At 63.3% G+C, this 19,867-nt stretch carries 21 protein-coding genes; 11 read left to right on the top strand and 10 right to left on the bottom strand.

The window, feature by feature from the left end:
* Genes fabZ through IC757_RS02185 form a run of 4 tightly spaced genes read left to right on the top strand, consistent with a single transcriptional unit; the run spans position 1 to position 2,993 of the window.
* Entirely contained in the window at positions 1-468 is a 468-nt protein-coding gene (gene fabZ / locus IC757_RS02200; RefSeq protein WP_190975774.1) for a 3-hydroxyacyl-ACP dehydratase FabZ, read from the top strand.
* On the top strand, positions 465-1,235 hold the full coding sequence (gene lpxA / locus IC757_RS02195; RefSeq protein WP_190975773.1) for an acyl-ACP--UDP-N-acetylglucosamine O-acyltransferase: 771 nt from the start codon (positions 465-467) through the stop codon (positions 1,233-1,235). The genes fabZ and lpxA overlap by 4 nt, the downstream gene beginning before the upstream one ends.
* Positions 1,236-1,246: 11 nt before the next feature.
* Complete coding sequence (gene lpxB / locus IC757_RS02190; protein WP_190975772.1) at positions 1,247-2,419, top strand: lipid-A-disaccharide synthase; 1,173 nt, start codon at positions 1,247-1,249, stop codon at positions 2,417-2,419.
* On the top strand, positions 2,403-2,993 hold the full coding sequence (locus IC757_RS02185) for a ribonuclease HII (protein WP_223846216.1): 591 nt from the start codon (positions 2,403-2,405) through the stop codon (positions 2,991-2,993). The genes lpxB and IC757_RS02185 overlap by 17 nt, the downstream gene beginning before the upstream one ends.
* A gap of 28 nt (positions 2,994-3,021) precedes the next feature.
* On the opposite strand, the gene IC757_RS02180 is transcribed toward IC757_RS02185, so the two are convergent.
* Genes IC757_RS02180 through IC757_RS02170 form a run of 3 tightly spaced genes read right to left on the bottom strand, consistent with a single transcriptional unit; the run spans position 3,022 to position 5,082 of the window.
* Positions 3,022-3,303, bottom strand: a complete 282-nt coding sequence (locus IC757_RS02180; RefSeq protein WP_190975770.1) for an acylphosphatase — start codon at positions 3,301-3,303, stop codon at positions 3,022-3,024.
* The gene (locus tag IC757_RS02175; protein ID WP_190975769.1) at positions 3,296-3,751 is read right to left on the bottom strand and encodes a TlpA family protein disulfide reductase; all 456 of its coding nucleotides are present in this window, start codon (positions 3,749-3,751) and stop codon (positions 3,296-3,298) included. The genes IC757_RS02180 and IC757_RS02175 overlap by 8 nt, the downstream gene beginning before the upstream one ends.
* Positions 3,748-5,082 (bottom strand): virulence factor BrkB family protein, encoded by a 1,335-nt coding sequence (locus tag IC757_RS02170; protein WP_190975768.1) that lies wholly within the window; start codon positions 5,080-5,082, stop codon positions 3,748-3,750. The genes IC757_RS02175 and IC757_RS02170 overlap by 4 nt, the downstream gene beginning before the upstream one ends.
* Here IC757_RS02170 and arsC point away from each other — a divergent pair.
* Genes arsC through IC757_RS02155 form a run of 3 tightly spaced genes read left to right on the top strand, consistent with a single transcriptional unit; the run spans position 5,081 to position 6,362 of the window.
* The gene (gene arsC, locus IC757_RS02165; RefSeq protein WP_190975767.1) at positions 5,081-5,431 is read left to right on the top strand and encodes an arsenate reductase (glutaredoxin); all 351 of its coding nucleotides are present in this window, start codon (positions 5,081-5,083) and stop codon (positions 5,429-5,431) included. The two genes, IC757_RS02170 and arsC, sit on opposite strands and share 2 nt — an antisense overlap.
* Positions 5,428-6,027, top strand: a complete 600-nt coding sequence (gene wrbA / locus IC757_RS02160) for an NAD(P)H:quinone oxidoreductase (RefSeq protein WP_190975766.1) — start codon at positions 5,428-5,430, stop codon at positions 6,025-6,027. Before arsC ends, wrbA begins: the two co-directional genes overlap by 4 nt.
* Positions 6,024-6,362: a DUF2069 domain-containing protein gene (locus IC757_RS02155; protein WP_190975765.1), complete on the top strand. Its 339-nt coding sequence runs from the start codon at positions 6,024-6,026 to the stop codon at positions 6,360-6,362. Before wrbA ends, IC757_RS02155 begins: the two co-directional genes overlap by 4 nt.
* Here IC757_RS02155 and IC757_RS02150 read toward each other — a convergent pair.
* Complete coding sequence (locus IC757_RS02150) at positions 6,316-8,976, bottom strand: hypothetical protein (protein WP_190975764.1); 2,661 nt, start codon at positions 8,974-8,976, stop codon at positions 6,316-6,318. The genes IC757_RS02155 and IC757_RS02150 overlap by 47 nt on opposite strands.
* 59 nt (positions 8,977-9,035) lie before the next feature.
* Between IC757_RS02150 and IC757_RS02145 the strand changes: the two genes are divergently transcribed.
* On the top strand, positions 9,036-9,524 hold the full coding sequence (locus tag IC757_RS02145) for an asparaginase domain-containing protein (protein ID WP_190975763.1): 489 nt from the start codon (positions 9,036-9,038) through the stop codon (positions 9,522-9,524).
* A gap of 62 nt (positions 9,525-9,586) precedes the next feature.
* On the opposite strand, the gene gcvT is transcribed toward IC757_RS02145, so the two are convergent.
* From gcvT to IC757_RS02130, 3 genes are all read right to left on the bottom strand, one after another.
* On the bottom strand, positions 9,587-10,660 hold the full coding sequence (gene gcvT / locus IC757_RS02140; RefSeq protein WP_190975762.1) for a glycine cleavage system aminomethyltransferase GcvT: 1,074 nt from the start codon (positions 10,658-10,660) through the stop codon (positions 9,587-9,589).
* A gap of 131 nt (positions 10,661-10,791) precedes the next feature.
* Positions 10,792-12,396, bottom strand: a complete 1,605-nt coding sequence (locus tag IC757_RS02135) for an ABC transporter permease (protein ID WP_223846215.1) — start codon at positions 12,394-12,396, stop codon at positions 10,792-10,794.
* Positions 12,380-13,408 carry an extracellular solute-binding protein gene (locus IC757_RS02130; protein WP_190975761.1) on the bottom strand — a complete coding sequence of 343 codons (1,029 nt, stop codon included), beginning with the start codon at positions 13,406-13,408 and terminating at the stop codon, positions 12,380-12,382. The genes IC757_RS02135 and IC757_RS02130 overlap by 17 nt, the downstream gene beginning before the upstream one ends.
* A gap of 241 nt (positions 13,409-13,649) precedes the next feature.
* Here IC757_RS02130 and IC757_RS02125 point away from each other — a divergent pair, with 241 nt between their 5' ends.
* From IC757_RS02125 to IC757_RS02115, 3 genes are read left to right on the top strand one after another with little or no spacing between them, the layout of a single operon-like run.
* Positions 13,650-15,176 (top strand): DUF1538 domain-containing protein, encoded by a 1,527-nt coding sequence (locus tag IC757_RS02125; RefSeq protein WP_411913466.1) that lies wholly within the window; start codon positions 13,650-13,652, stop codon positions 15,174-15,176.
* A complete protein-coding gene (locus IC757_RS02120) occupies positions 15,173-15,520 on the top strand; it encodes a transcriptional regulator (RefSeq protein WP_190975760.1) in 348 nt (115 codons plus the stop codon). The genes IC757_RS02125 and IC757_RS02120 overlap by 4 nt, the downstream gene beginning before the upstream one ends.
* Positions 15,521-15,546: 26 nt before the next feature.
* Positions 15,547-15,966, top strand: coding sequence for a CBS domain-containing protein (locus IC757_RS02115; protein ID WP_190975759.1), 420 nt, complete (start codon positions 15,547-15,549; stop codon positions 15,964-15,966).
* 38 nt (positions 15,967-16,004) lie between these two features.
* Here IC757_RS02115 and eno read toward each other — a convergent pair whose 3' ends face one another.
* The 3 genes from eno to IC757_RS02100 form a co-directional block, all read right to left on the bottom strand.
* Positions 16,005-17,288 (bottom strand): phosphopyruvate hydratase, encoded by a 1,284-nt coding sequence (eno, locus tag IC757_RS02110; protein WP_190975758.1) that lies wholly within the window; start codon positions 17,286-17,288, stop codon positions 16,005-16,007.
* A gap of 112 nt (positions 17,289-17,400) precedes the next feature.
* Positions 17,401-18,207, bottom strand: coding sequence for a 3-deoxy-8-phosphooctulonate synthase (gene kdsA / locus IC757_RS02105; RefSeq protein WP_190975757.1), 807 nt, complete (start codon positions 18,205-18,207; stop codon positions 17,401-17,403).
* Positions 18,204-19,856: a CTP synthase gene (locus IC757_RS02100; RefSeq protein ID WP_190975756.1), complete on the bottom strand. Its 1,653-nt coding sequence runs from the start codon at positions 19,854-19,856 to the stop codon at positions 18,204-18,206. Before IC757_RS02100 ends, kdsA begins: the two co-directional genes overlap by 4 nt.
* Between the last annotated feature and the right edge of the window lie 11 nt (positions 19,857-19,867).

Raw genomic sequence — 19,867 nt, 5'->3', positions numbered from 1 at the left:
ATGAACACAAGTAACGGCGTCGATGTCGAGAAGATTCTCGAACTGCTGCCTCATCGCTATCCCTTTCTCCTTGTCGACCGGGTACTGGATTACTCGCTGGATGACCCTCCCTCGATCAGGGCGCTGAAGAACGTCACCATCAACGAACCGTTCTTCCAAGGGCATTTTCCCGGTCATCCGGTCATGCCGGGCGTTTTGATTCTCGAGGCCATGGCCCAGGCCGCCGGCTGTCTTGCCCACATGGTTCGCGATGCCGGCAACCAAGAGAGCCAGCTCTACTACCTGGTCAAGATCGACAAGGCCCGCTTCAACCGCGTGGTGGTGCCCGGCGACCAGCTGGTATTCGAAGTGCGCCAGAAACGGCTGATGCGCAATATGGGGCTCTATGAAGCCATTGCGCTGGTCGATGGCCAGACGGCTTCCAGTGCCGAACTACTGTGTGCCGCCCGTCCCGATCCGACGCCATGATCCACGACACCGCCATCGTCGAGCAGGGTGCCCGGCTGGGCAGGAACGTGTCGATCGGCGCCTACAGCATCATCGGTTCACAGGTCGAGATCGGCGATGACTGCGAGATCGGCCCGCACGTGGTCATCTCCGGTCGCACACGTATCGGGCCTCGCAACCGTATCTACCAGTTTGCCTCTATTGGCGAGGCGCCCCAGGACAAGAAATACGCCGGTGAAGACACCTCGCTGGACATCGGCGCCGACAACACCATTCGCGAGTACGTGACCATCAACCGGGGAACGGCCAACGGCGGAGGCATCACCCGGGTCGGCGACGACAACCTGTTCATGGCCTACAGCCATATCGCCCACGACTGCCAGGTCGGATCACACATCGTCGGGGCCAACGGGGCCACCCTGGCCGGCCACGTCGAGGTCGGCGACTGGGTGATCTTCGCCGGTTTCTCCGGAGCCCACCAGTTCTGCCGCATCGGCGCGCATGCCTTTCTCGGCATGTATGGCGGCGTCAACCAGGATGTACCGGCCTATGTGATGGTGTCGGGCCAGCCGCCACGGCCAAGAGGCATCAATGCCGAAGGTCTGAAGCGCCGTGGGTTCGGAAAGCAGCAGATTCGTAACATTCGTGAAGCCTATCGCACACTTTACCGGCTGGGCCTGAGCCGGGATGAGGCCATCGAACGTCTGCAGGCACTGGTCGCCGAGCAACCCGAGCTGCAGCCGATGATCGATTCGGCACTCAACAGCCAGCGCGGACTGTTGCGCTGAGTCGCGTGACCATGGCCGAACGCCCCATCCGTCTCGTCCTTACGGCCGGCGAGTCCTCTGGCGATCAGCTGGGTGCTGACCTGGCCGACCATCTCAGGCGCCAGCATCCCGGCATTGAACTGGCCGGCATCGCCGGGCCTGCCATGCAGGCCGCCGGGGTCGAGCCCTGGCACGACCTCGATGTATTGGGGGTGATGGGACTGACCGAGGTACTCTCGCACCTGCCACGACTGATAAGGCTGCGGCGGAAATTGCGCCAGCGGATCCTGGACTGGCAACCCGATGCCTTTGTCGGCGTGGATGCTCCCGATTTCAATCTCGGACTGGCCCGCCAGCTTCGCAAGCGCGGGCTGAAGACCGTGCATTACGTATCCCCCACGGTGTGGGCCTGGCGCGCCGGACGCACCCGCGTGGTGGCCCGTTCGGTCGATCTGCTGCTCGCCCTGTTTCCGTTCGAGCCCGAGCTCTACGCACCCCATGGCCTCGATACCCGCTTTGTTGGTCACCCGGTGGCCGACCAGCTCAGCGACAGGCCCGGGCGCGAGGCCGCACGCAGCCAGCTCGGCCTGGCCCCGGACGATACCGTGGTGGCCCTGCTGCCCGGCAGCCGGCGCAGCGAGATCGAACGCCATGCCCGGCTCCTGAGCGATACCGCTGCCTGGATTCGCGCACGGCGCGAGTCGGCCCGGATCATCGTCTTCCTGGCCGATCGTCGACAGGAAGCCCTGTTTCGCGACCAGGCCGGAAACGACCTGGACCGCAACGGCATTGAGATCATTGCGGAACGCACCCGCACCGGCCTGATCGCCGCCGATGCCGCCTGCGTGGCATCGGGAACGGCCACCCTCGAGACCTTTCTGCTCGAATGTCCCGCCGTGGCCTATTACCGCCTGGCACCGGCCACCTACTGGATGATTCGTGGCCTGCGACTGATCCGGTCGCGCCACATCGCCATGCCCAACATTCTCTTCGGCGACGAGATCGTTCCCGAGTTCGTGCAGGCAGGCGCCTCTCCCGAAGCCCTCGGCAAGGCCGTCATCGACTGGCTGGACCAGCCACAACGGCGCGCGGGCTACCGCGACATCGCCCGCGGATTTCGCCACCAGCTGGCCGCGGGTGCCGGACAAAATGCCGCGCGCGCGGTGCTTGAGCTGGTGGGAGCCGGTCGTGGCCAGCTTGGCTGAGCCGTCAGGCCACCTGATTGCCGGAGTCGACGAGGCCGGGCGAGGCCCTCTGGCCGGACCGGTGGTGGCCGCTGCAGTCATGATCGACCCGGCCCGCCCCATCGAGGGCCTGGCCGATTCAAAGAAACTGACAGCCCGGCGCCGCGAGAAGCTGGCCGGAATCATCAGACAGAGTGCTGTGAGCGTGGGCATTGCCGTCATCGAGGCCGAAACCATCGACCGGCTCAACATCCTTCAGGCAACACTGGAAGGCATGCGTCAGGCGGTGGCCGCACTCTCGCCACAACCTGCCGGCATTCTGGTTGATGGCAACCAGGCACCCCGAGTCGACATGCCGGTCACCACCCTGGTCGGTGGCGACGGCATCGAGGACTGCATCGCCGCGGCCAGCATCATCGCCAAGGTCCATCGCGACGGCCTGATGCTGGCCTGGCATGAACGCTATCCGGAATATGGTTTTGCCCGCCACAAGGGCTACCCGACCGCCGCCCACCTCTCGGCCCTGCAACGCCTTGGGCCCTGCCCGGCCCATCGCCGCAGTTTCCGACCGGTCACGCAGCTTGCACTGCTGTAAGGTTCCGACGCGGTCCGATTCGGCGCGCTCAGCCGGTCCTGAATGCCCCGTTTGGGTTATCGCCATTGCCGGCGGCGACCGGTTCGACCGAATCCACCCGGGCCGCCGGCGGCCCCTGGTGCAGCCACTGCTCCAGCTCATCCAGGGCCGGGGGGCGGCCATGCGCCAGCACCTCGACCCGGCCATCGCTAAGGTTGACGGCATGGCCCGACAGTCCAAGGGGTTCGGCCTGTCTACGGGTCGATTCGCGAAAGAACACACCCTGGACCCGTCCCGAGATCAGCCAGCAGCGCGTTTCGGTATCAGCCATGATCCGCGATCCAGTCGGTAATCATCTCGCTGGTCACCGGTCCCAGCCAGGTATTGACGATCTCCCCGTCGGCATTGACAAGAAATGTCGTGGGCAAAGCGCGCGGCGCGCCCAGGTCCGAAGGCGGTTCGTAAGTATCCACGAGCAGAATGGGATAGCTAGCCGGGTAGTCTTCCAGGAAGCGCTCGAAGGTTTCCACCTCGGTATCCTCGTAGGCCAGCCCGAGTACGTAGATGTCATCACGACGGTCGTGCAGATTCGACAGATCGGGAATCTCCTTGCGGCAGGGCCGACACCAGGTCGCCCAGTAGTTCACCACGACCCAGTCGCCGCGGTAGTCCGACAGCTTGTGGGTGCTGCCATCCAGGGCCGGCAGTTCGAAATCGATGCCGGCAACGGCCACACCGGAAGCCATCAGGAGCAATCCGGCCAGGATCAGTGTCTTCATTGCTCATGTCCTCTCTCATAGGTCAGCAGAGACTTGATCGATCTCCGCATCAGGGGGCGACCGGCTTTATCCATGGGCAGCAGGCCCTCGATCAGGGCAAGATCCCAGTGGCTTTCCCGGGGCAAGCTGGACAGCTCGCCGACAGGCATTATGAACGATCCGGCCTGGTAGAGTTCCGCCAGGCTGATCTCATCGAGATCGGCCGACAGCAGCCAGTCGCCATCATCATCGCGGTGAATGAAGCCGGCCTCGTGAAAGTCCCCGAGAATCCGGCGCAACTGGTGGTCGGTGGCGGCCGGCTCGCGATTGAGCAGATCGCCGATCGACAGCGAGCGACCGCGACGCTGCGCCTGCCAGAAGTGCCCCAGCAGTCTGAGTGCCAGCAGCAATTCGTGGCGCGGGTTCCAGCGCCAGTCGGCCTTGCGGTAGTTGAAGGTGGTCAGCGCCGCGGCCACGCTGGCGCCGAGCAGCACCACGACCCAGGACAGGTAGATCCAGACCAGGAACAGCGGCACGGTGGCCAGGGCACCATAGAGGCGCTCATAGGTCGGGAAATTGGTGACATACCAGACAAACCCGCCCTTGGCGAACTCGAACAGCAGCGCAGATATCAGGGCACCGAACAGGGCATGGCGCCACAATACCCGCCGGTTGGGGACGACCGTGAAGATCAGGGTGAACCCGACCAGGGCAACGACAAACGGCATCATGCCCAGCACCATGTCCTGCATGGCTCCGCGCACGATCTCGGGGGCCAGTACCGGCAGCGCCGCCAGGTAGGAGGTCAGCACCAGGCTGCCGCCCATCAGCAGCGGCCCCAGCGTCAGGACCGCCCAGTAGATAATAAGCCTTGTGGCCGGACGACGGGGCGCACGCACCCGCCAGATGCGATTGAGGCTGCGCTCGATGGTCGACATCAGCAACACGGCCGTGGCGATGAGAAACACCGTACCGGCCCCGGTCAGGCCCGCGGTTCGCTGTACGAATTCGTTGAGATGCTCGCGCACGGTATCGCCGGCGGCCGGAACGAAATTGGCGAAGATGTAGGCCTCCAGTTCGTCGGCCCAGCGGTCGAAGACGGGAAAGGCGGAGATCACGCCGAGCATGACCGTCATCAGGGGCACCAGAGCGAGCAGGCTGGTGTAGCTGAGTGCGGCGGCCGATTCGAAGCTGCGATCTTCGCGAAAGTGCTGCCAGAGGTGCCGCGAAAACGCCCGATACCAGGCATGATCGAGCAGCGCACCAAGGAGACCTTGCGGTGACGACGTTGACACCCCCGCCGAACCCTTTAGGCTATTGTGCTGGTCCGATTGCGAGTGCGCCTGTTTCATGCCTGTCACCATCTTCCACAATCCACGCTGTTCCAAGAGCCGTCAGACCCTGGCGCTGCTGCGCGACCACGGTATCAAGCCCGACATCGTCGAGTACCTGAAAACACCACCCGAGCCGGCCGAACTCAAGCGTATCATTGATCGGCTCGGACTGACTGCCCGCCAGCTCCTGCGCACCGGCGAGCCCGAGTATCGTGACCAGGGCCTGGCCGACGAAACGCTTACCGAACAGTCAGTCATCGAGACCATGTGCCGGCATCCCCGCCTCATCCAGCGGCCCATCGTCATTGCCGGCGAACAGGCTCGCATCGGCCGCCCGCCCGAAGCAGTTGTCGATATCCTCCCATGATCGACATCCTGGTGCTGTTCCACTCCACCCACGGCAACACGCTGGCCATGGCCCGCGAGGTCTGCCGCGGCATCGATGGCGTCGATGGCTGCCAGGCGCGCCTGCGTACCGTGCCCCCGGTGACCTCGGCGATCGACCCCTCTCCCCGTCAGATCGACGAGCGCGCACCGGCCTTGGTCGAACGCAGCGATCTCGACGAATGTAGCGGACTGGTGCTGGGTAGCCCCACTCGCTTTGGCAACATGGCCGCCGCCCTCAAGCACTTCATCGATGGCACGGGCTCGGAATGGTTTTCCGGTACGCTGGCCGGCAAGCCGGCGGGTGTGTTCACCTCGACGGCAACGCTGCATGGCGGCCAGGAATCAACCCTGCTCAGCATGATGGTGCCGCTGCTGCATCACGGCATGATCCTGGTCGGCCTGCCCTACACCGAACCGGAGCTGACCACCACCCGATCGGGTGGCACGCCTTATGGCGCCAGCCATGTGGCCGGCCCGGATGCCGACCGGGCGCTCGATGATACCGAGCGGCACCTGTGCCGGGTACTGGGTCGGCGAGTGGCCAGCCTGGCCCGGAAGCTGAGGTCGACAATATGATGGCGCTATGGTGGTGCCGGGTCGCCCTGGTCGGCCTGATCGTGATTCAGCCGCTGTGGTTTGGCTGGATCGATCCCCCGGAGGTCATTGCGCCGATTGCAGCGGTCATCATCACCACGCTGCCCTTGCTGCTCGTTGCCCCTGGCGTCTGGCGGCTGAATCCACGCAGCCTGGTGATTGCCGGCGTGCTGCTGCTGTTTTATTTCTGCCTGGCCGTCATGGAGGCCTGGGTCAGCCCGGCCTCGCGCGCTCCGGCCATCGCCCAACTGCTGCTGATCGGCGTGTATTTCACTGCTCTTCCGGCTGTTCGACGTCGGCGGCGTCATAGCGACTGAGGCGGATCAGCGCATCCAGACGTTCCAGCCCCACATCCATCTCCGGGGCCTGCTGGCCCTGCTCGCGCAGCCCGGCCGGCAGCGTCATCCACTCCTCGCGCAAGTCGGCGAGGCGCTGCTTGCCGATACCGGGCACCTGCAGCATGCCGATGCCGCCGTCTCGCAACGAGCGCACGCGGTCGCGATTGATCAGGCCGGCATCGCCGGTGAGCTTGGCCCTTAGCGGCTGATGGTGACGAATCAGACGCGGATAGTGGATCTCGAGCAACCGGCGTAGCATGGCGGTGGAATCAGCCACCCGGGCCATGGCCAGCGCAAGCGGATCGGACTCTTCGGCCCTGACCGGTGCAGTCAGCGGCGCCGAAAGCTCGCGTTCCCTGCGGGCAGACAATGCAGTCAGTCGGGCCTGCACGCGGACTTCAAGGGCATCATCATCGACCTGTTCCAGTCGCTCGACGCGTTCACCGGTTACGAACCAGTCACGCCACTCCGCTCCCCGATCCCAGTTGGCAACCAGTTCCGACTCCGGCGTAGTGGGCGCGCTGACGAAGTAGGTCAGACGGTCGGGAATAAGACGGGGGCGTCGGTCAGGCAGCGAACTGGCAATCGACTCACCGATCAGCTCGCGCGGACAATCCTCATCCAGCAGGGCGGGGTCGGCGGCGGCAAACAGGTAGTGGCGACGCTCGGCAGCGGTCAGCCGATAGCGAAACACGGTCTCCGGGAGTTCGTCTTCATCGGCGGCAAACGTGCCATGCAGCTCGAAACTCAGGCGCCCGTCGTAGTTGGCCACCTGGCTGTCGCGCTGTCGTGCCGGACGCGAGGCGCGATCCACCCAGCGTACGGACTCGTAACAAAGCCCCATCTCCCCCATGCCGAGCTGATCGGCCAGCAGGTAGGCATTGGGGAAGAGGCCCAGCAGGGCACGGCTGACCGGCAGTTCGACACGCGCGCCACAGGTCATGGCGGTGTCGCAGGGTTCAACAACCAGGGTTTCCGGCCGGTAGGCCGTCGACTGAGTGGCTGTTCCGTCGAGATCGATATCGCCACCCGGACGGACCAGCTCTTGATAAAACTGCTCGTCCGCCTCGCTCAACAACTCATCAAGTGACTGCAGGGCGCTTTCATGCCGATCGAGCAGGCGTGTGACCGGATCGCGCCGCTCGGCGCCGTGACCGCTGAGACAATCCATCCACTCCTGGTGCATGGTGCCACGCTCGATCACGGCCTCGCGAACATCCGCCAGCGCCTCCTGCCAGCGGGAGGCAGCAAAGAAAACCGGCCGCTGCGGCACCCAGCGCAGCAGGTGCTCGACGACCAGTGACCACTCCAGCACATTGACCCACTCGGGGGGCTGGCACGGTGCCTCGAGCATCCAGCCCAGGTGACCATCCAGATAGGCAGCGCGCTGCCAACTCACCAGCCCGAGCTCGCGGCGCAGGAACTCCGGTGCGAAGGGGCCCTGGCGGCCGCCCGCCAGTTCCTCGGTTTGCAGACCGGCGTCCAGAAGATCGAGCAGGTCGCGCACACAGCGCTCGTAAGTCTCGCGCGGCATCGGCCCGATCAGCAGCGGATCCGGGTTGCAGGTCGAGGCCGTGGCGCGGATCTCGGCGCGCACGGGCTGATCCAGGTAAAAGCCCATGTCGGGCACAAACAAGGCCAACCGGGCATAGGCATCGGCCAGTTCATTCATGGCCCGGCTGGCTGCTGGTTCCGGGGGAACAAGGTACTCGGCGGCATCTTCCAGCAGGGCGAAGATCACCGGCAGGTCAGCGTCGATCTGGCGAAGCCCCCGCAGCTCCTCACTGCCCAGCGAGTCGAACCAGTCGCGCCAGCTCTCGGCCACATTACCGGGATCTTCGGCGGCCACCAGGCGGGCCAGGGCTTCGAAACTCAGCCAAGCCGTCTTCAGCGCATCGCCCTCGACCCAGGCATGGCGGGTACGGGTCAGGAGCATCCGGCTGATATGTCTATGACGCGCCGCTGCGTCCGCGATGTCACGAAGAGCTATGCTCTGGCCAGCCAGCTCCCGGGCCCGGCTGATGCTCTCTTCCGGGGCGTCATCGAGGCGGGAGGCGAGCTCATCCCAGAATGCATCAACCGCCGGCACCTGGCCATCGGATTCGACTTCATTCACGCGGCGGGCCAGCCGCCGCCAAGTCACCGGGGCGTTCAATGCCGCCACCTGCTCAAGCCGACCGATACGTCCCGATACCGGCTCGTCGAACCGGTGGGCCGTCGGCCGTCCCGGTTCGGGATCCGGAAACTCCCCGGTACTTCCACTCAGGTTGTGATCGCGCGACTGGACCAGCCAGGCAAATACTCCGTCGCCCAGTGGCGCCCAATGCCCCGGCACCTGCCGCGCCTGCCGGCCCAGCGACAGGGCACGGGCATCGATGTTGGAATCCCAATCCTGAAGCGCCTGCTCGTTGTCGCTGAGGGCAAGCCAGGCATCGGCGGCCACGGTCAGCCGTCGGGCTTCCGCAGCCGTGTCCGGGTGCCAGTGCAGCATGGCGATGCGCTCGATGTCAGGCGCCGAATGCGCCGCAACAGACAGCATCAGCAGACTCAATACCGGCAACAGGTGCCTGATCGGGGACAGGGTGATTTTCATGCCCGCTATACTACCCGAACGTTCTCGACCCACCACTTCGAACCTGAAGGCAGCCTACCTTGAATAAGCTCAATGTGCTGACCACCGGCGGCACCATCGACAAGATCTACTACGACGACAAGTCCGACTACCAGATCGGCGAGCCCGAGATCGGCCGCATCCTGCGAGCGATGAACGTGGCCTTTGACTGGGAGATCCGGGCCCTGCTCAGAAAGGACTCGCTGCATCTGAACGACAGTGATCGCGAGTTGATCCGTCAAGCCGTGCTGGCCAGCGAAGACCGCCACTTCCTGATCACGCATGGCACCGACAGCATGGTCGAGACAGCCGCCGCCCTGGGCGATGTCGGCGAGCGAGTGATCATCATGACCGGCGCCCTGAACCCGGCCCGTTTCATCGATTCCGACGCCGTGTTCAACATCGGCTGTGCCGTGGGGGCGGTACAGGCGCTGCCGCCCGGTGTGTGGATCGCCATGAACGGCCGGGTCTGGGATCCGCGGAAGGTGCGCAAGAATCGGTCGGCCAATCGGTTTGAGGCGGTTGATTGACGGGAGACCGGAGACGGGCCGACTTTGTCGGCCCTTTTTGGTTTCTGCGGGTATCCGCGTTGTCAGATTCTTACCTTTCCCATGCGGACGAAGGGCGGTTTGACCACGCGGGCCTTGAGGCGGCGGCCGCGTAGTTCGACTTCGACTTCCTCGAACTCGCCGGCCGGAATCCGTGCCAGAGCCACCGGGCACTCGGTGGTGGGGCCGAATGCTCCGCTGGTGACCTGACCTTCGCCGTTGTCGGTGTGCACCGTGCTGCCGGTTCTGGGGATGCCGCCGCGGCCCATGACCAGGCCCACCAGGCGACGCGGCACACCGTCGGCTTTCTGCTGCTCAAGCGCCTTGCGGCCAATGAACTGGCGATCGCCCGGGTCGAACGCCACCGTCCAGCCCAGGTTGGACTCCAGCGGCGTGGTCGAGGTATCCATGTCCTGGCCATACAGGTTGAGACCGGCTTCGAGGCGCAGGCTGTCACGCGCACCCAATCCGCAAGGCTGGACTCCAGCCTCGACGAGTTGTTGCCAGAAGCCTTCGGCTTCGGATTCCGGCATCAAGACCTCGAAGCCGTCCTCCCCGGTATAGCCGGTGCGGGCGACGAAGTAATCGCCATGACTGATGGCCCGAAATGGCTTGAGCGATTCGGCCGCCGCGGCATTGAGCACATCGATGACCCGTTCACGTGCTTCGGGCCCCTGCACCGCCACCATGGCCAGATCATCACGCTCGACGATGTCCACATCGAAGTCGCCAGCCTGCTCCCGCATCCAGGCGATATCCTGATCGCGCGTGGCGGCATTGACCACGGTCCGGTAGAAGTCGTCGGCGAGGTAATAGGTAATGAGGTCATCGAGCACCCCCCCCTGGTGATCGAGCATGCAGCCATACAGTGCCTGCCCGGTCTCACCCAGCTTGGCGATGTCGTTGGCCAGCAGATAACGGAGATAGTCGCGCGCACCCGCGCCCTGGATATCGACCACGGTCATGTGGGAAACATCGAACATGCCGGCAGCACGGCGCACGGCATGATGCTCCTCGATCTGCGAACCATAGTGAATCGGCAGTTCCCAGCCGGCGAAATCCACCATCTTGCCACCAGCGGCAACATGGGCATCATGAAGCGGAGTCTTGTTCGGCATGGCACTCTCGTTGTGTCGGAGGACGAATAGTCTAAAGGTTTAAGGCCACCAAATGCGCCACCTTTCACACCTAACACCTAACACCTAACACCTAACACGTCACACTTAACACTTTCCCCTTAAACGCCCCCTCACCTCAAAACCGACGCTCTTCGAATCAGCACCACAACGGGGATGGCGCCGAGGATGACCAGCACCAGCGATGGCACGGCCGCCATCTGCCATTGCCCTTCAGTGGTCAGCTCATAGATGCGAACGGCCAGGGTGTCCCAGCCGAACGGCCTGAGCAGCAGGGTGGCCGGCATTTCCTTGGCAATCTCGACCAGCGCCAGTAGAAAGGCGGTGACCAGCCCCGGCCACAACAGCGGCAGATTGACCCGAAGCAGGCGCTGGTAGCGGGGAACACCCAGGCTGCGCGCCACCTCGACATACTCGGGGCGGATGCGTGAGGCGACCCCGTCAAGTGGCCCCCAGGTCACGCGCAGGAAGCGAATCAGGTAGGCCAGGATCAGTGCCGTCAGCCCGCCGGCCAGGGCAGTACCCGCCCACTGGTCGAGATGAACGAAGGCCAGCATGATGGCCACGGCCAGCACGGTGCCGGGAATGGCATAGCCCACCGCTGCGACCTCGCCAAACAGGGTCTGGCGGCTGGATGTGCGATGCGTGGCAAACAGCAGGAGTATGCCGCCGAGCAGGACGGCCACGGCACCGACCAGCCCCAGGATCATGGTATTGCCGATGACCGTGAGCATGCCTGACGAAAGTATGCCGGGCAGGCCCGGCCAGGCCCAGACCAGCAACTGAATCAGGGGTACGATAACGGCCACCAGTACCACGCTGGCCTGAAACAGGGTGGCCGCCCATGCGCGTGCCCCACTGAGTCTGATTCGATGCCCGGTGGGACGGCGCTCGGGCTGTTCGCCGCCTGGCGATCGACTGAATCGCTCGGCCGCCAGCAACACCAGCACGAACAGCATCAGGATCGAGGCCAGTTGCACCGCGGCGGTGAGGTTGAACATGCCCAGCCAGGTGCGATAGATGGCCGTGGTGAAGCTATCGAAGCCATAGATGGCCACGGCACCGAAATCTGCCAGCGATTCCATCAGGGCCAGCGTCAGCCCGGCCACCAGCGCCGGTCTGGCCATGGGCAGGCTGATGCGAAGAAAGGTTCGCAAGGGTCCCTGGCCGAGGCTACGCGAGGCTTCGAACGCCGCCAGGCCACCACCGATGAACGAGGCCCGTGCCAGCAGGTAAACGTATGGATAAAAGGCCAGGATCAGAATGAGCAGCACACCGCCGGGCTCGCTCAGGGCTTTCAGCAGCCCGGGTGTGGCGTCAAACCAGGCGCGCCACTGGCTCTGCAGGGGGCCGCTGTAGTCGACCAGGCCAAGGTAGACAAAGGCCAGCACGTAGGTCGGAAACGCCAGCGGCAGCACCAGCAGCGGATCCAGAAGCCGGCGCAGCGGATACTCGCAACAGGCCGACAGCCAGGCCAGGGCAACGCCCAGTACGGCCACCCCGACACCCACCACCAGCAGCATCAGCACGGTATGACGCACCAGGGTGGGCATCAGGTGGGTTGACAGATGCGACCAGATATCCGGCTGCGGCTGCAGCCAGGCCGCCATCAGCATGAACAGCGGCAGCCCGACCAGGACCAGCAGGGGCCAGACCAGCCAGCGGCGATCGCCCTGAGGCCATCGCCATCGCGCTTGTGTTTCAGCGATAGCCGGCACGATCCATCAGACGCACGGCCTGGGCCTGACGCTCGCCGGCAACGGTCAGCGGCGTGTCATCGGCCTCGAAGCTGCCCCACTCGGCGACGACACCGCGCGGCGCGATGTCCGGACGGGCTGGAAACTCGAGATTGCGCTCGGCAAACTCCGCCTGGGCCTCTTCCGATGCCAGCCATTCCAGCAGGGCGCGTGCCTGATCCGGGCGTGGCGCATGGCGGGTAATGCCGGCACCCGAAACATTGACGTGAACGCCGGTGGACTCCTGGTTGGCCCAGAACAACGCCACCGGATAATCGGGATCGTCGACCAGCAACCGGCCCAGGTAATAGCTGTTGACGATGGCCACATCACACTGCCCGGCAGCCACCGCCTCGATGGTCTGGGTATCGGAAGAATAGGGATTGGTGGCCAGGTTGGCCACCCAGCCACGCACGATCTCCTCGGCACGCTCTTCGCCGTGGTGCTCGATCAGCAGCGCAACCAGCGACTGGTTGTAGACCTTGCGCGAGGTGCGCATGCACAGGCGACCGGCCCAGCGTTCGTCGGCCAGGTCTTCGAAGGTGGACAACTCGTCGCGATCCACGCGCTCGGGATGGTAGACAATAGTCCGAGCCCGCACCGACAGGCCGTACCAGCGACCCTGATCGTCGGCAAACATCGGTGGAATGCTGGATGCCAGCAGCTCGGACTCGGCCGGTTTGAGCAGGTCTCGCTGAGTCGCATGCCAGAGGTTACCAGCGTCAACGGTCATGAACACATCGGCCTGGGTGCGCGCGCCTTCTGCCGCCAGCCGCTCGATCAGCGAAGCTTCGTTATCGCTGGTGAAGTCCACCGAAACACCTGTTTGCGCGGTGTAGCGCTCGAACAGCGGCTCGATAAGGTACGGCTGCCTGGAGGTATAGACGACCACCCTGGCCTGCGATGTCTCAGACTCGCCAGGTGCGGAGGTGGAGGTATCGTTGCAAGCCACCACCAGCACGGTGCAAAGGGCCAGCAAAAGGGAAGAACGCATGGTGATCCGATCTGTGAGTAAAGTGATGATGAATTTTAACGATAACGATTTGCATTTGCAAATACTGTCGGGGAGCGAATCCGCAGACACTGCATCCGCTCGACAGACTTGGGTAGAATCCTGACCTAGACTCAGGGCCTTCTGCCGACTTGAAGCCAGACATGCGCTTGATGATTGCGACTTCCTCTCAGAGAACCGAATCCAGGCTGTTGCCAATCGCGCACCCGGGATTTGCAGCGCGGTGAGCGGCGATCCTGGCTCACCCGGCAGCAAGTTGTGGTCACAGTTTTTCGAGACCCTGATCCATTCGCTGCGCAATCTCCTGCCCATCGTGGTGGTGGTCTCGGTGTTTCAGTTTCTGGTGCTGCAACAGGTGCCCGAAGGACTGGGTACCATGGTGCTTGGCCTGGGTATCGTGGTGCTGGGCGTGGCCCTGTTTCTGCAGGGTCTGGAAATGGGTATCTTCCCGATCGGCCACAGCCTGTCGGATGAGTTCGCGGCCAAGGGTTCCCTGCCCTGGCTGATGATCTTCGGCTTCTTCATCGGCTTTTCGGCAGTCATCGCCGAACCGGCCCTGATTGCCGTGGCCGAGCAGGCCGAGTCCATCAGCGAAGGACGCATTGATCCGCTCGTCCTGCGCGTGCTGGTCGCCTCATCTGTCGGCGCGGTGGTTGCCGTCGGCGTGCTGCGCATCATCCTTGGCCTGCCATTGCACTGGATGATGATCGGCGGCTATCTGACTGTGGTGTTGGTGACCTTCTTTGCCCCGGAAGAGATCGTCGGCCTGGCCTACGATTCAGGCGGCGTGACCACCAATATCGTCACCGTGCCTCTGATTGCCGCGTTGGGCCTGGGCCTGGCCGCCTCGATTCGCGGCCGCAACCCGCTGACCGATGGATTCGGGCTGGTCGCCCTGGCCGTCATGGTGCCGATGATCACCGTGCAGCTCTACGGCGTGGTCGTGTTCACCTTCGGCGAGGGAGTGGCCGAGGTCGACAACGGCGTGGCGGGACTGGCCACGGAGGACGATGTCGATGTCCCGACTTCTGCAACCTCTCTGCTGGCCGACCTGGCCGGCATGGTGCGCGATGTCGTACCCATCATCCTGGTCATCCTGGTCTTTCAGTTTGCCGTGATACGCAAGCGCATTCCGCGCCTGCCCATGGTGGTGTTCGGATTTCTCCTGGTCATCGTCGGCCTGTATGCCTTTGTCGTCGGCCTCAAGCTCGGCCTGTTCCCGATCGGCGAGTCCATGGCCGAGCAGCTCATCGCCCATGACCGCATCATCTGGATCTATCTGTTCGCCTTTGCCATCGGCTTTGCCACCACCATGGCCGAACCTGCCCTGATCGCCGTGGGCAACAAGGCCGAGGAAGCCGCCAACGGGCGCATCCGCGGCAATATCATTCGCATCGTCGTCGCGCTGGGCGTGGCCGCCGGCATCACCATCGGCGTACACCGCATCATCAGCGGCGATTCGATTCACATGTACATCATCGCCGGCTACACGCTGGTCATCCTTCTCACGGCGCTGGCGCCGAAATACATCATTGCGCTGGCCTTCGACCTGGGCGGGGTCACGACCTCGGAGGTCACGGTCCCCCTGATTACCGCACTGGGTATCGGCCTGGCCACGCACATCGAAGGACGCAATATCCTGATTGACGGATTCGGGCTGATCGCATTTGCCTCGATCTTTCCGATCGTCAGTGTCATGCTCTACGCCATCTTTTCCGAACTCATCGCCAAGCGAGGTCGTTCATCATGAAATTCTCCGTACTGGTCGCCATTCTTGCCGAGGAAATGGAAGACAAGGCCATCGACATCGCCCGCGAAAGCGGCGCCGGTGCCGCCACCATTCTCAATGCCCGCGGCCTGACCGCCGACTCGAAAAAGACATTTTTCGGCCTCACCTACGAGGGTGCACAGTCGGTTGTGATGTTCGTGCTCGAGAAGAAACTCTCGGTAAGGGTGCTCAAGTGTCTGACGAAGGAACTGGATCTGGACAACGATGACCGCGGCATTGCCTTTACCATACCCCTTGAACATCTGGGCGGCATCGATACCCGCGAGGTGGAACAGTTTACTCAGAAGCTGGAAGACGAACTGTAAATTCTTTCAATCAGAGGCTTTCAACCATGAGCAATGAAGACTCCCGCCGGCTGGTCAATGAACTGATGATCAGCGACGTCATCACCATCGGCCCCATGGCCAACCTGCGCGAAGCCATGAAGATGATGCGCAAGCATCGCGTCAAGTCGCTGGTGGTCGAGAAACGCTCCGGCGGCGACGCCTGGGGCATTCTGACCTACACCACGCTGCTGAGAACCATCATTGCCGAGGAAGGCGATATCGACCTGCTCAATGTCTACGACATCGCCACCAAGCCGGCCCTGAGCGTCCCTGAATCACTGGAGGTACGTCACGCCGTCACTCTGATGCTTCAATTCGACATCAAGCGACTGCTCGTGACCTCCGACAATGAACTCAAGGGCATACTGACAATGAACGACATTGTCACGGCGATTCTGGAAAAACTGGACGAGGACCCGAGCTGATCAGTGCGCGCGGGCACCTGATCCGATCTCAAATTGCTTCACCCACGCCGGTAGCCGCCGCCCACACCGGCGTAGCGGCTGCGCTCGCCGAGACGGGCATGAATGCGCAGCAACTGATTGTACTTGGCGACCCGGTCGGACCGGCACAGAGAACCGGTCTTGATCTGGCCGGCGTCGGTGGCCACTGCCAGATCGGCAATCGTGACATCCTCGGTTTCGCCGGAGCGATGCGAAATGATGGTCCCGAAGCCCGCATCCCGGGCCATGTCAATGGCCTGCAACGTCTCGGTCAGTGTGCCGATCTGGTTGGGCTTGATGAGGATGGCGTTGCCGATCTTTTCGTCGATACCGCGCTTGAGAATGGAGGTGTTGGTCACGAAGAGGTCATCGCCGACCAGCTGTACCTGTCCACCAATGCGCTCGGTCAGGGCCCGCCAGCCTTCCCAGTCATCTTCGTCCATGCCGTCTTCGATGGAGATGATGGGGTAACGGCCAGCCAGCTCGGCCAGGTAGGCGGCAAAACCGGCCGAATCGAAGACCCGACCCTCGGCGTCGAGCACGTACTGACCTTCGCGGCAGAATTCGCTGGAAGCCACGTCCAGTGCCAGCGCAATCTCCTCGCCGGCCTTGTATCCAGCCTCGGCAATGGCGGTCATCAACAACTCCAGCGCGGCCTCGTTGGATGACAGATCGGGTGCAAAACCGCCCTCGTCACCCACGGCCGTGTTCAAGCCACGCTGACGCAGGATGGACTTGAGTGCATGAAAGACCTCCGTGCCCGCCTGCAAGGCCGATGGAAAGTCGGGCAGCCCCACCGGCATGATCATGAACTCCTGAATATCGACACGATTGTCGGCATGCGCGCCGCCATTGAGGATATTCATCATCGGCACCGGCAGGCTGGGCGTGTGCCCGGTCTGCTCGAGCAGGTGCTCCCACAACCACCGATTCTGGCCGTGGGCCGCAGCGTGGGCACAGGCCAGCGACACGCCCAGCAAGGCATTGGCACCCAGTTTCGACTTGTTGTCACTGCCATCAAGCTCGATGAGCCGCCGGTCAATGCCCTCCTGGTCGCTCACGTCGATGCCCAGGAGTGCATCGGCAATCGGACCGTTGACGTTGGCTACTGCCTGACTGACACCCTTGCCGAGGTAGCGATCCCCGCCGTCGCGCAGCTCGACGGCCTCGCGCGCGCCGGTCGAGGCACCGGACGGCACGGCCGCCCGCCCCAGGCAACCGCCGTCGGTATGCACTTCGGCCTCCAGTGTTGGGTTGCCGCGTGAGTCGAGAATTTCGATGGCTTGGATGTGGGTGATTTTCATGAGGTTCCTCACGTTGTTCGGAAAGTAAAGGAAAAAGGTGAAAGGTGAAAGGTGAAAGGATGACCGGAACCCAACTCCTTTCACCATTCACCTTTCACCTTTTACCGCATCGTCACTTGACGACCCTGTCTATCGCGACCAGGGTTTCCAGCAGCGCCTCCATCTCTGAAAGACGCATGGAGTTGGGACCATCGCACAAGGCTTCTTCCGGCTTCGGATGGGTTTCGCAGAAGATGCCGGCCACGCCCACTCCGACCGCGGCGCGGGCCAGCACCGGGATGAACTCGCGCGCCCCGCCCGAAGACTCGCCCTGTCCGCCCGGAAGCTGGACCGAGTGGGTGGCATCGAACACCACCGGGCATCCGGTCTCGCGCATGATCGCCAGTGAACGCATGTCGGCGACCAGGTTGTTGTAGCCGAACATGTAGCCGCGCTCGCAGACCATGAGCTGGTCATTGCCGGTCTCGCGCGCCTTCTCGACCACCTTGGTCATTTCCCAGGGTGACAGGAACTGGCCCTTCTTGAGATTGACCGGCTTGCCGCAACGCGCCACGTTCTGTATGAAGTTGGTCTGACGGCACAGAAACGCCGGCGTCTGGATCACGTCGACGACATCGGCAACCTCTCCCAGCGGCGTGTCTTCATGCACATCGGTGAGTACCGGCACGCCGACCTGCTCGCGCACCGCCTCAAGGATCTTCAGCCCGCCTTCAAGACCCGGGCCGCGGTAGCTCTTGACCGACGTACGGTTGGCCTTGTCGAACGAGCCCTTGAAGATGTAACAGACGCCCAGTCGGGCAGTGACCTCGGCAAGATGGCCGGCAACATCCAGGCAGAGTTGCTCCGATTCCAGCGTGTCCGGCCCGGCGATCAGAAACAGTGGGCGGTCCAGACCGACCTCGAAGTCGCACAACTTCATGCGCCCACCGCCCGGGCACCAGCCTTGCCTGCCTCATGCTGCGCCAGGGCGGCACGGATAAATCCGGTGAACAGTGGATGTCCTTCGCGCGGAGTCGAGGTGAACTCCGGGTGGAACTGGCAGGCCAGGAACCAGGGGTGATCAGGCAGCTCGACCATCTCGACGAGCATGCCGTCGACCGAGAAACCCGACAGCAGCATGCCGTTGTCGGTCAGTGCGTCGCGGTAGGCATTGTTGAACTCGTAGCGGTGGCGATGGCGTTCGAGAATCTCGTCCTTGCCATAGAGCTTGCGCGCTTGCGTGTTCGGTTGCAGCCGGCAACGCTGGGCACCCAGACGCATGGTCCCACCCAGATCGGCATTCTCGTCCCTGAGCTCGCGTTGCCCCTTCTCGTCCAGCCACTCGGTGATCAGGCCGATAATCGGATGCGGCGTTTCAGCATTGATCTCGGTTGAGCTGGCGCCCTCCAGGCCACACACGTTACGGGCAAATTCGACCACTGCGGCCTGCAGTCCGAGACAGATGCCCAAGTAGGGAATACCCTTCTCGCGGGCAAAGCGAATCGCTTCGATCTTGCCCTCGAAGCCGCGCTCGCCGAAACCACCCGGCACCAGGATGGCATCGACGTCTTCTAGCACGCCGGTGCCACTGCTTTCGATTTCCTCGGATTCAACCGGCTTGATACGCACCTTGACGCGATCGGCCAGGCCGCCGGAAGTCAGCGCTTCGTTGAGCGACTTGTAGGCATCGGCATGTTCGACGTACTTGCCGACCATGGCCACCGTGACTTCGTGCTCGGGGCGTGAAAGCGATTCGACCACTCGTTCCCAGTCCGAAAGATCTGGCGCGGAGGTCTTGAGCGCGAGCCGGTCGAGCACGATACGGTCCAGCCCCTGACGGTGATAGAACAGCGGGATCTTGTAGATCGAGTCGACATCCACCGCCGAGACCACAGCTTCCGGGGCGACGTTGGTAAACAGTGCGATCTTCTTGCGCTCCTCGTCGGAGAGCATGCGTTCGCAGCGACACAACAGCACATCGGGCTGGATACCGATGGATCGGAGCTCCTTGACCGAGTGCTGGGTGGGCTTGGTCTTGATCTCGTTGGCCGCGCGCAGGTACGGCACCAGCGTGAGGTGCATGTAAAGTGCCTGCTTGCCATACTCGAAACCAAGCTGACGGATGGCCTCGAGAAAGGGCAGCGATTCGATATCGCCGACCGTGCCGCCAATCTCGATCAGGGCCACGTCATAGCCCTCGACCGCCTGGTTGACCGAATCCTTGATTTCATCGGTGATATGCGGAATCACCTGCACGGTCGAGCCCAGGTAATCGCCGCGGCGCTCCTTGGCTATCACGTTGGCGTAGATGCGCCCGGTCGTGAAATTGTTGCGCTGGGTCATGCGCGTGCGCACATAGCGCTCGTAATGACCCAGATCGAGGTCGGTTTCGGCGCCGTCCTCGGTTACGAACACCTCGCCATGCTGAAACGGGCTCATGGTGCCCGGATCGACATTGATGTACGGGTCGAGTTTGAGCAGCGTGACCCTGAGGCCCCGGGCTTCGAGTATGGAGCCCAGCGATGCGGCCGCGATCCCCTTGCCCAGGGACGACACCACGCCGCCGGTAACGAAAATAAGAGAGGTCATGCCCGGAAGTC

This window comes from Wenzhouxiangella sp. AB-CW3 (genome assembly GCF_014725735.1).
GTDB lineage: Bacteria > Pseudomonadota > Gammaproteobacteria > Xanthomonadales > Wenzhouxiangellaceae > Wenzhouxiangella.
This window is presented reverse-complemented; position numbering and strand designations above follow the sequence as displayed.

Bases quoted from the DNA above. Each gene is read 5' to 3' on its own strand.
- gcvT (WP_190975762.1), bottom strand. From the start codon at position 10,660: ATGCCGAACAAGACTCCGCTTCATGATGCCCATGTTGCCGCTGGTGGC.
- wrbA (WP_190975766.1), top strand. From the start codon at position 5,428: ATGATCGACATCCTGGTGCTGTTCCACTCCACCCACGGCAACACGCTG.
- IC757_RS02180 (WP_190975770.1), bottom strand. From the start codon at position 3,303: ATGGCTGATACCGAAACGCGCTGCTGGCTGATCTCGGGACGGGTCCAG.
- lpxB (WP_190975772.1), top strand. From the start codon at position 1,247: ATGGCCGAACGCCCCATCCGTCTCGTCCTTACGGCCGGCGAGTCCTCT.
- IC757_RS02150 (WP_190975764.1), bottom strand. From the start codon at position 8,976: ATGAAAATCACCCTGTCCCCGATCAGGCACCTGTTGCCGGTATTGAGT.
- IC757_RS02115 (WP_190975759.1), top strand. From the start codon at position 15,547: ATGAGCAATGAAGACTCCCGCCGGCTGGTCAATGAACTGATGATCAGC.
- fabZ (WP_190975774.1), top strand. From the start codon at position 1: ATGAACACAAGTAACGGCGTCGATGTCGAGAAGATTCTCGAACTGCTG.
- lpxA (WP_190975773.1), top strand. From the start codon at position 465: ATGATCCACGACACCGCCATCGTCGAGCAGGGTGCCCGGCTGGGCAGG.
- kdsA (WP_190975757.1), bottom strand. From the start codon at position 18,207: ATGAAGTTGTGCGACTTCGAGGTCGGTCTGGACCGCCCACTGTTTCTG.
- IC757_RS02155 (WP_190975765.1), top strand. From the start codon at position 6,024: ATGATGGCGCTATGGTGGTGCCGGGTCGCCCTGGTCGGCCTGATCGTG.
- eno (WP_190975758.1), bottom strand. From the start codon at position 17,288: ATGAAAATCACCCACATCCAAGCCATCGAAATTCTCGACTCACGCGGC.
- IC757_RS02100 (WP_190975756.1), bottom strand. From the start codon at position 19,856: ATGACCTCTCTTATTTTCGTTACCGGCGGCGTGGTGTCGTCCCTGGGC.
- IC757_RS02120 (WP_190975760.1), top strand. From the start codon at position 15,173: ATGAAATTCTCCGTACTGGTCGCCATTCTTGCCGAGGAAATGGAAGAC.
- IC757_RS02170 (WP_190975768.1), bottom strand. From the start codon at position 5,082: ATGAAACAGGCGCACTCGCAATCGGACCAGCACAATAGCCTAAAGGGT.
- arsC (WP_190975767.1), top strand. From the start codon at position 5,081: ATGCCTGTCACCATCTTCCACAATCCACGCTGTTCCAAGAGCCGTCAG.
- IC757_RS02130 (WP_190975761.1), bottom strand. From the start codon at position 13,408: ATGCGTTCTTCCCTTTTGCTGGCCCTTTGCACCGTGCTGGTGGTGGCT.
- IC757_RS02175 (WP_190975769.1), bottom strand. From the start codon at position 3,751: ATGAAGACACTGATCCTGGCCGGATTGCTCCTGATGGCTTCCGGTGTG.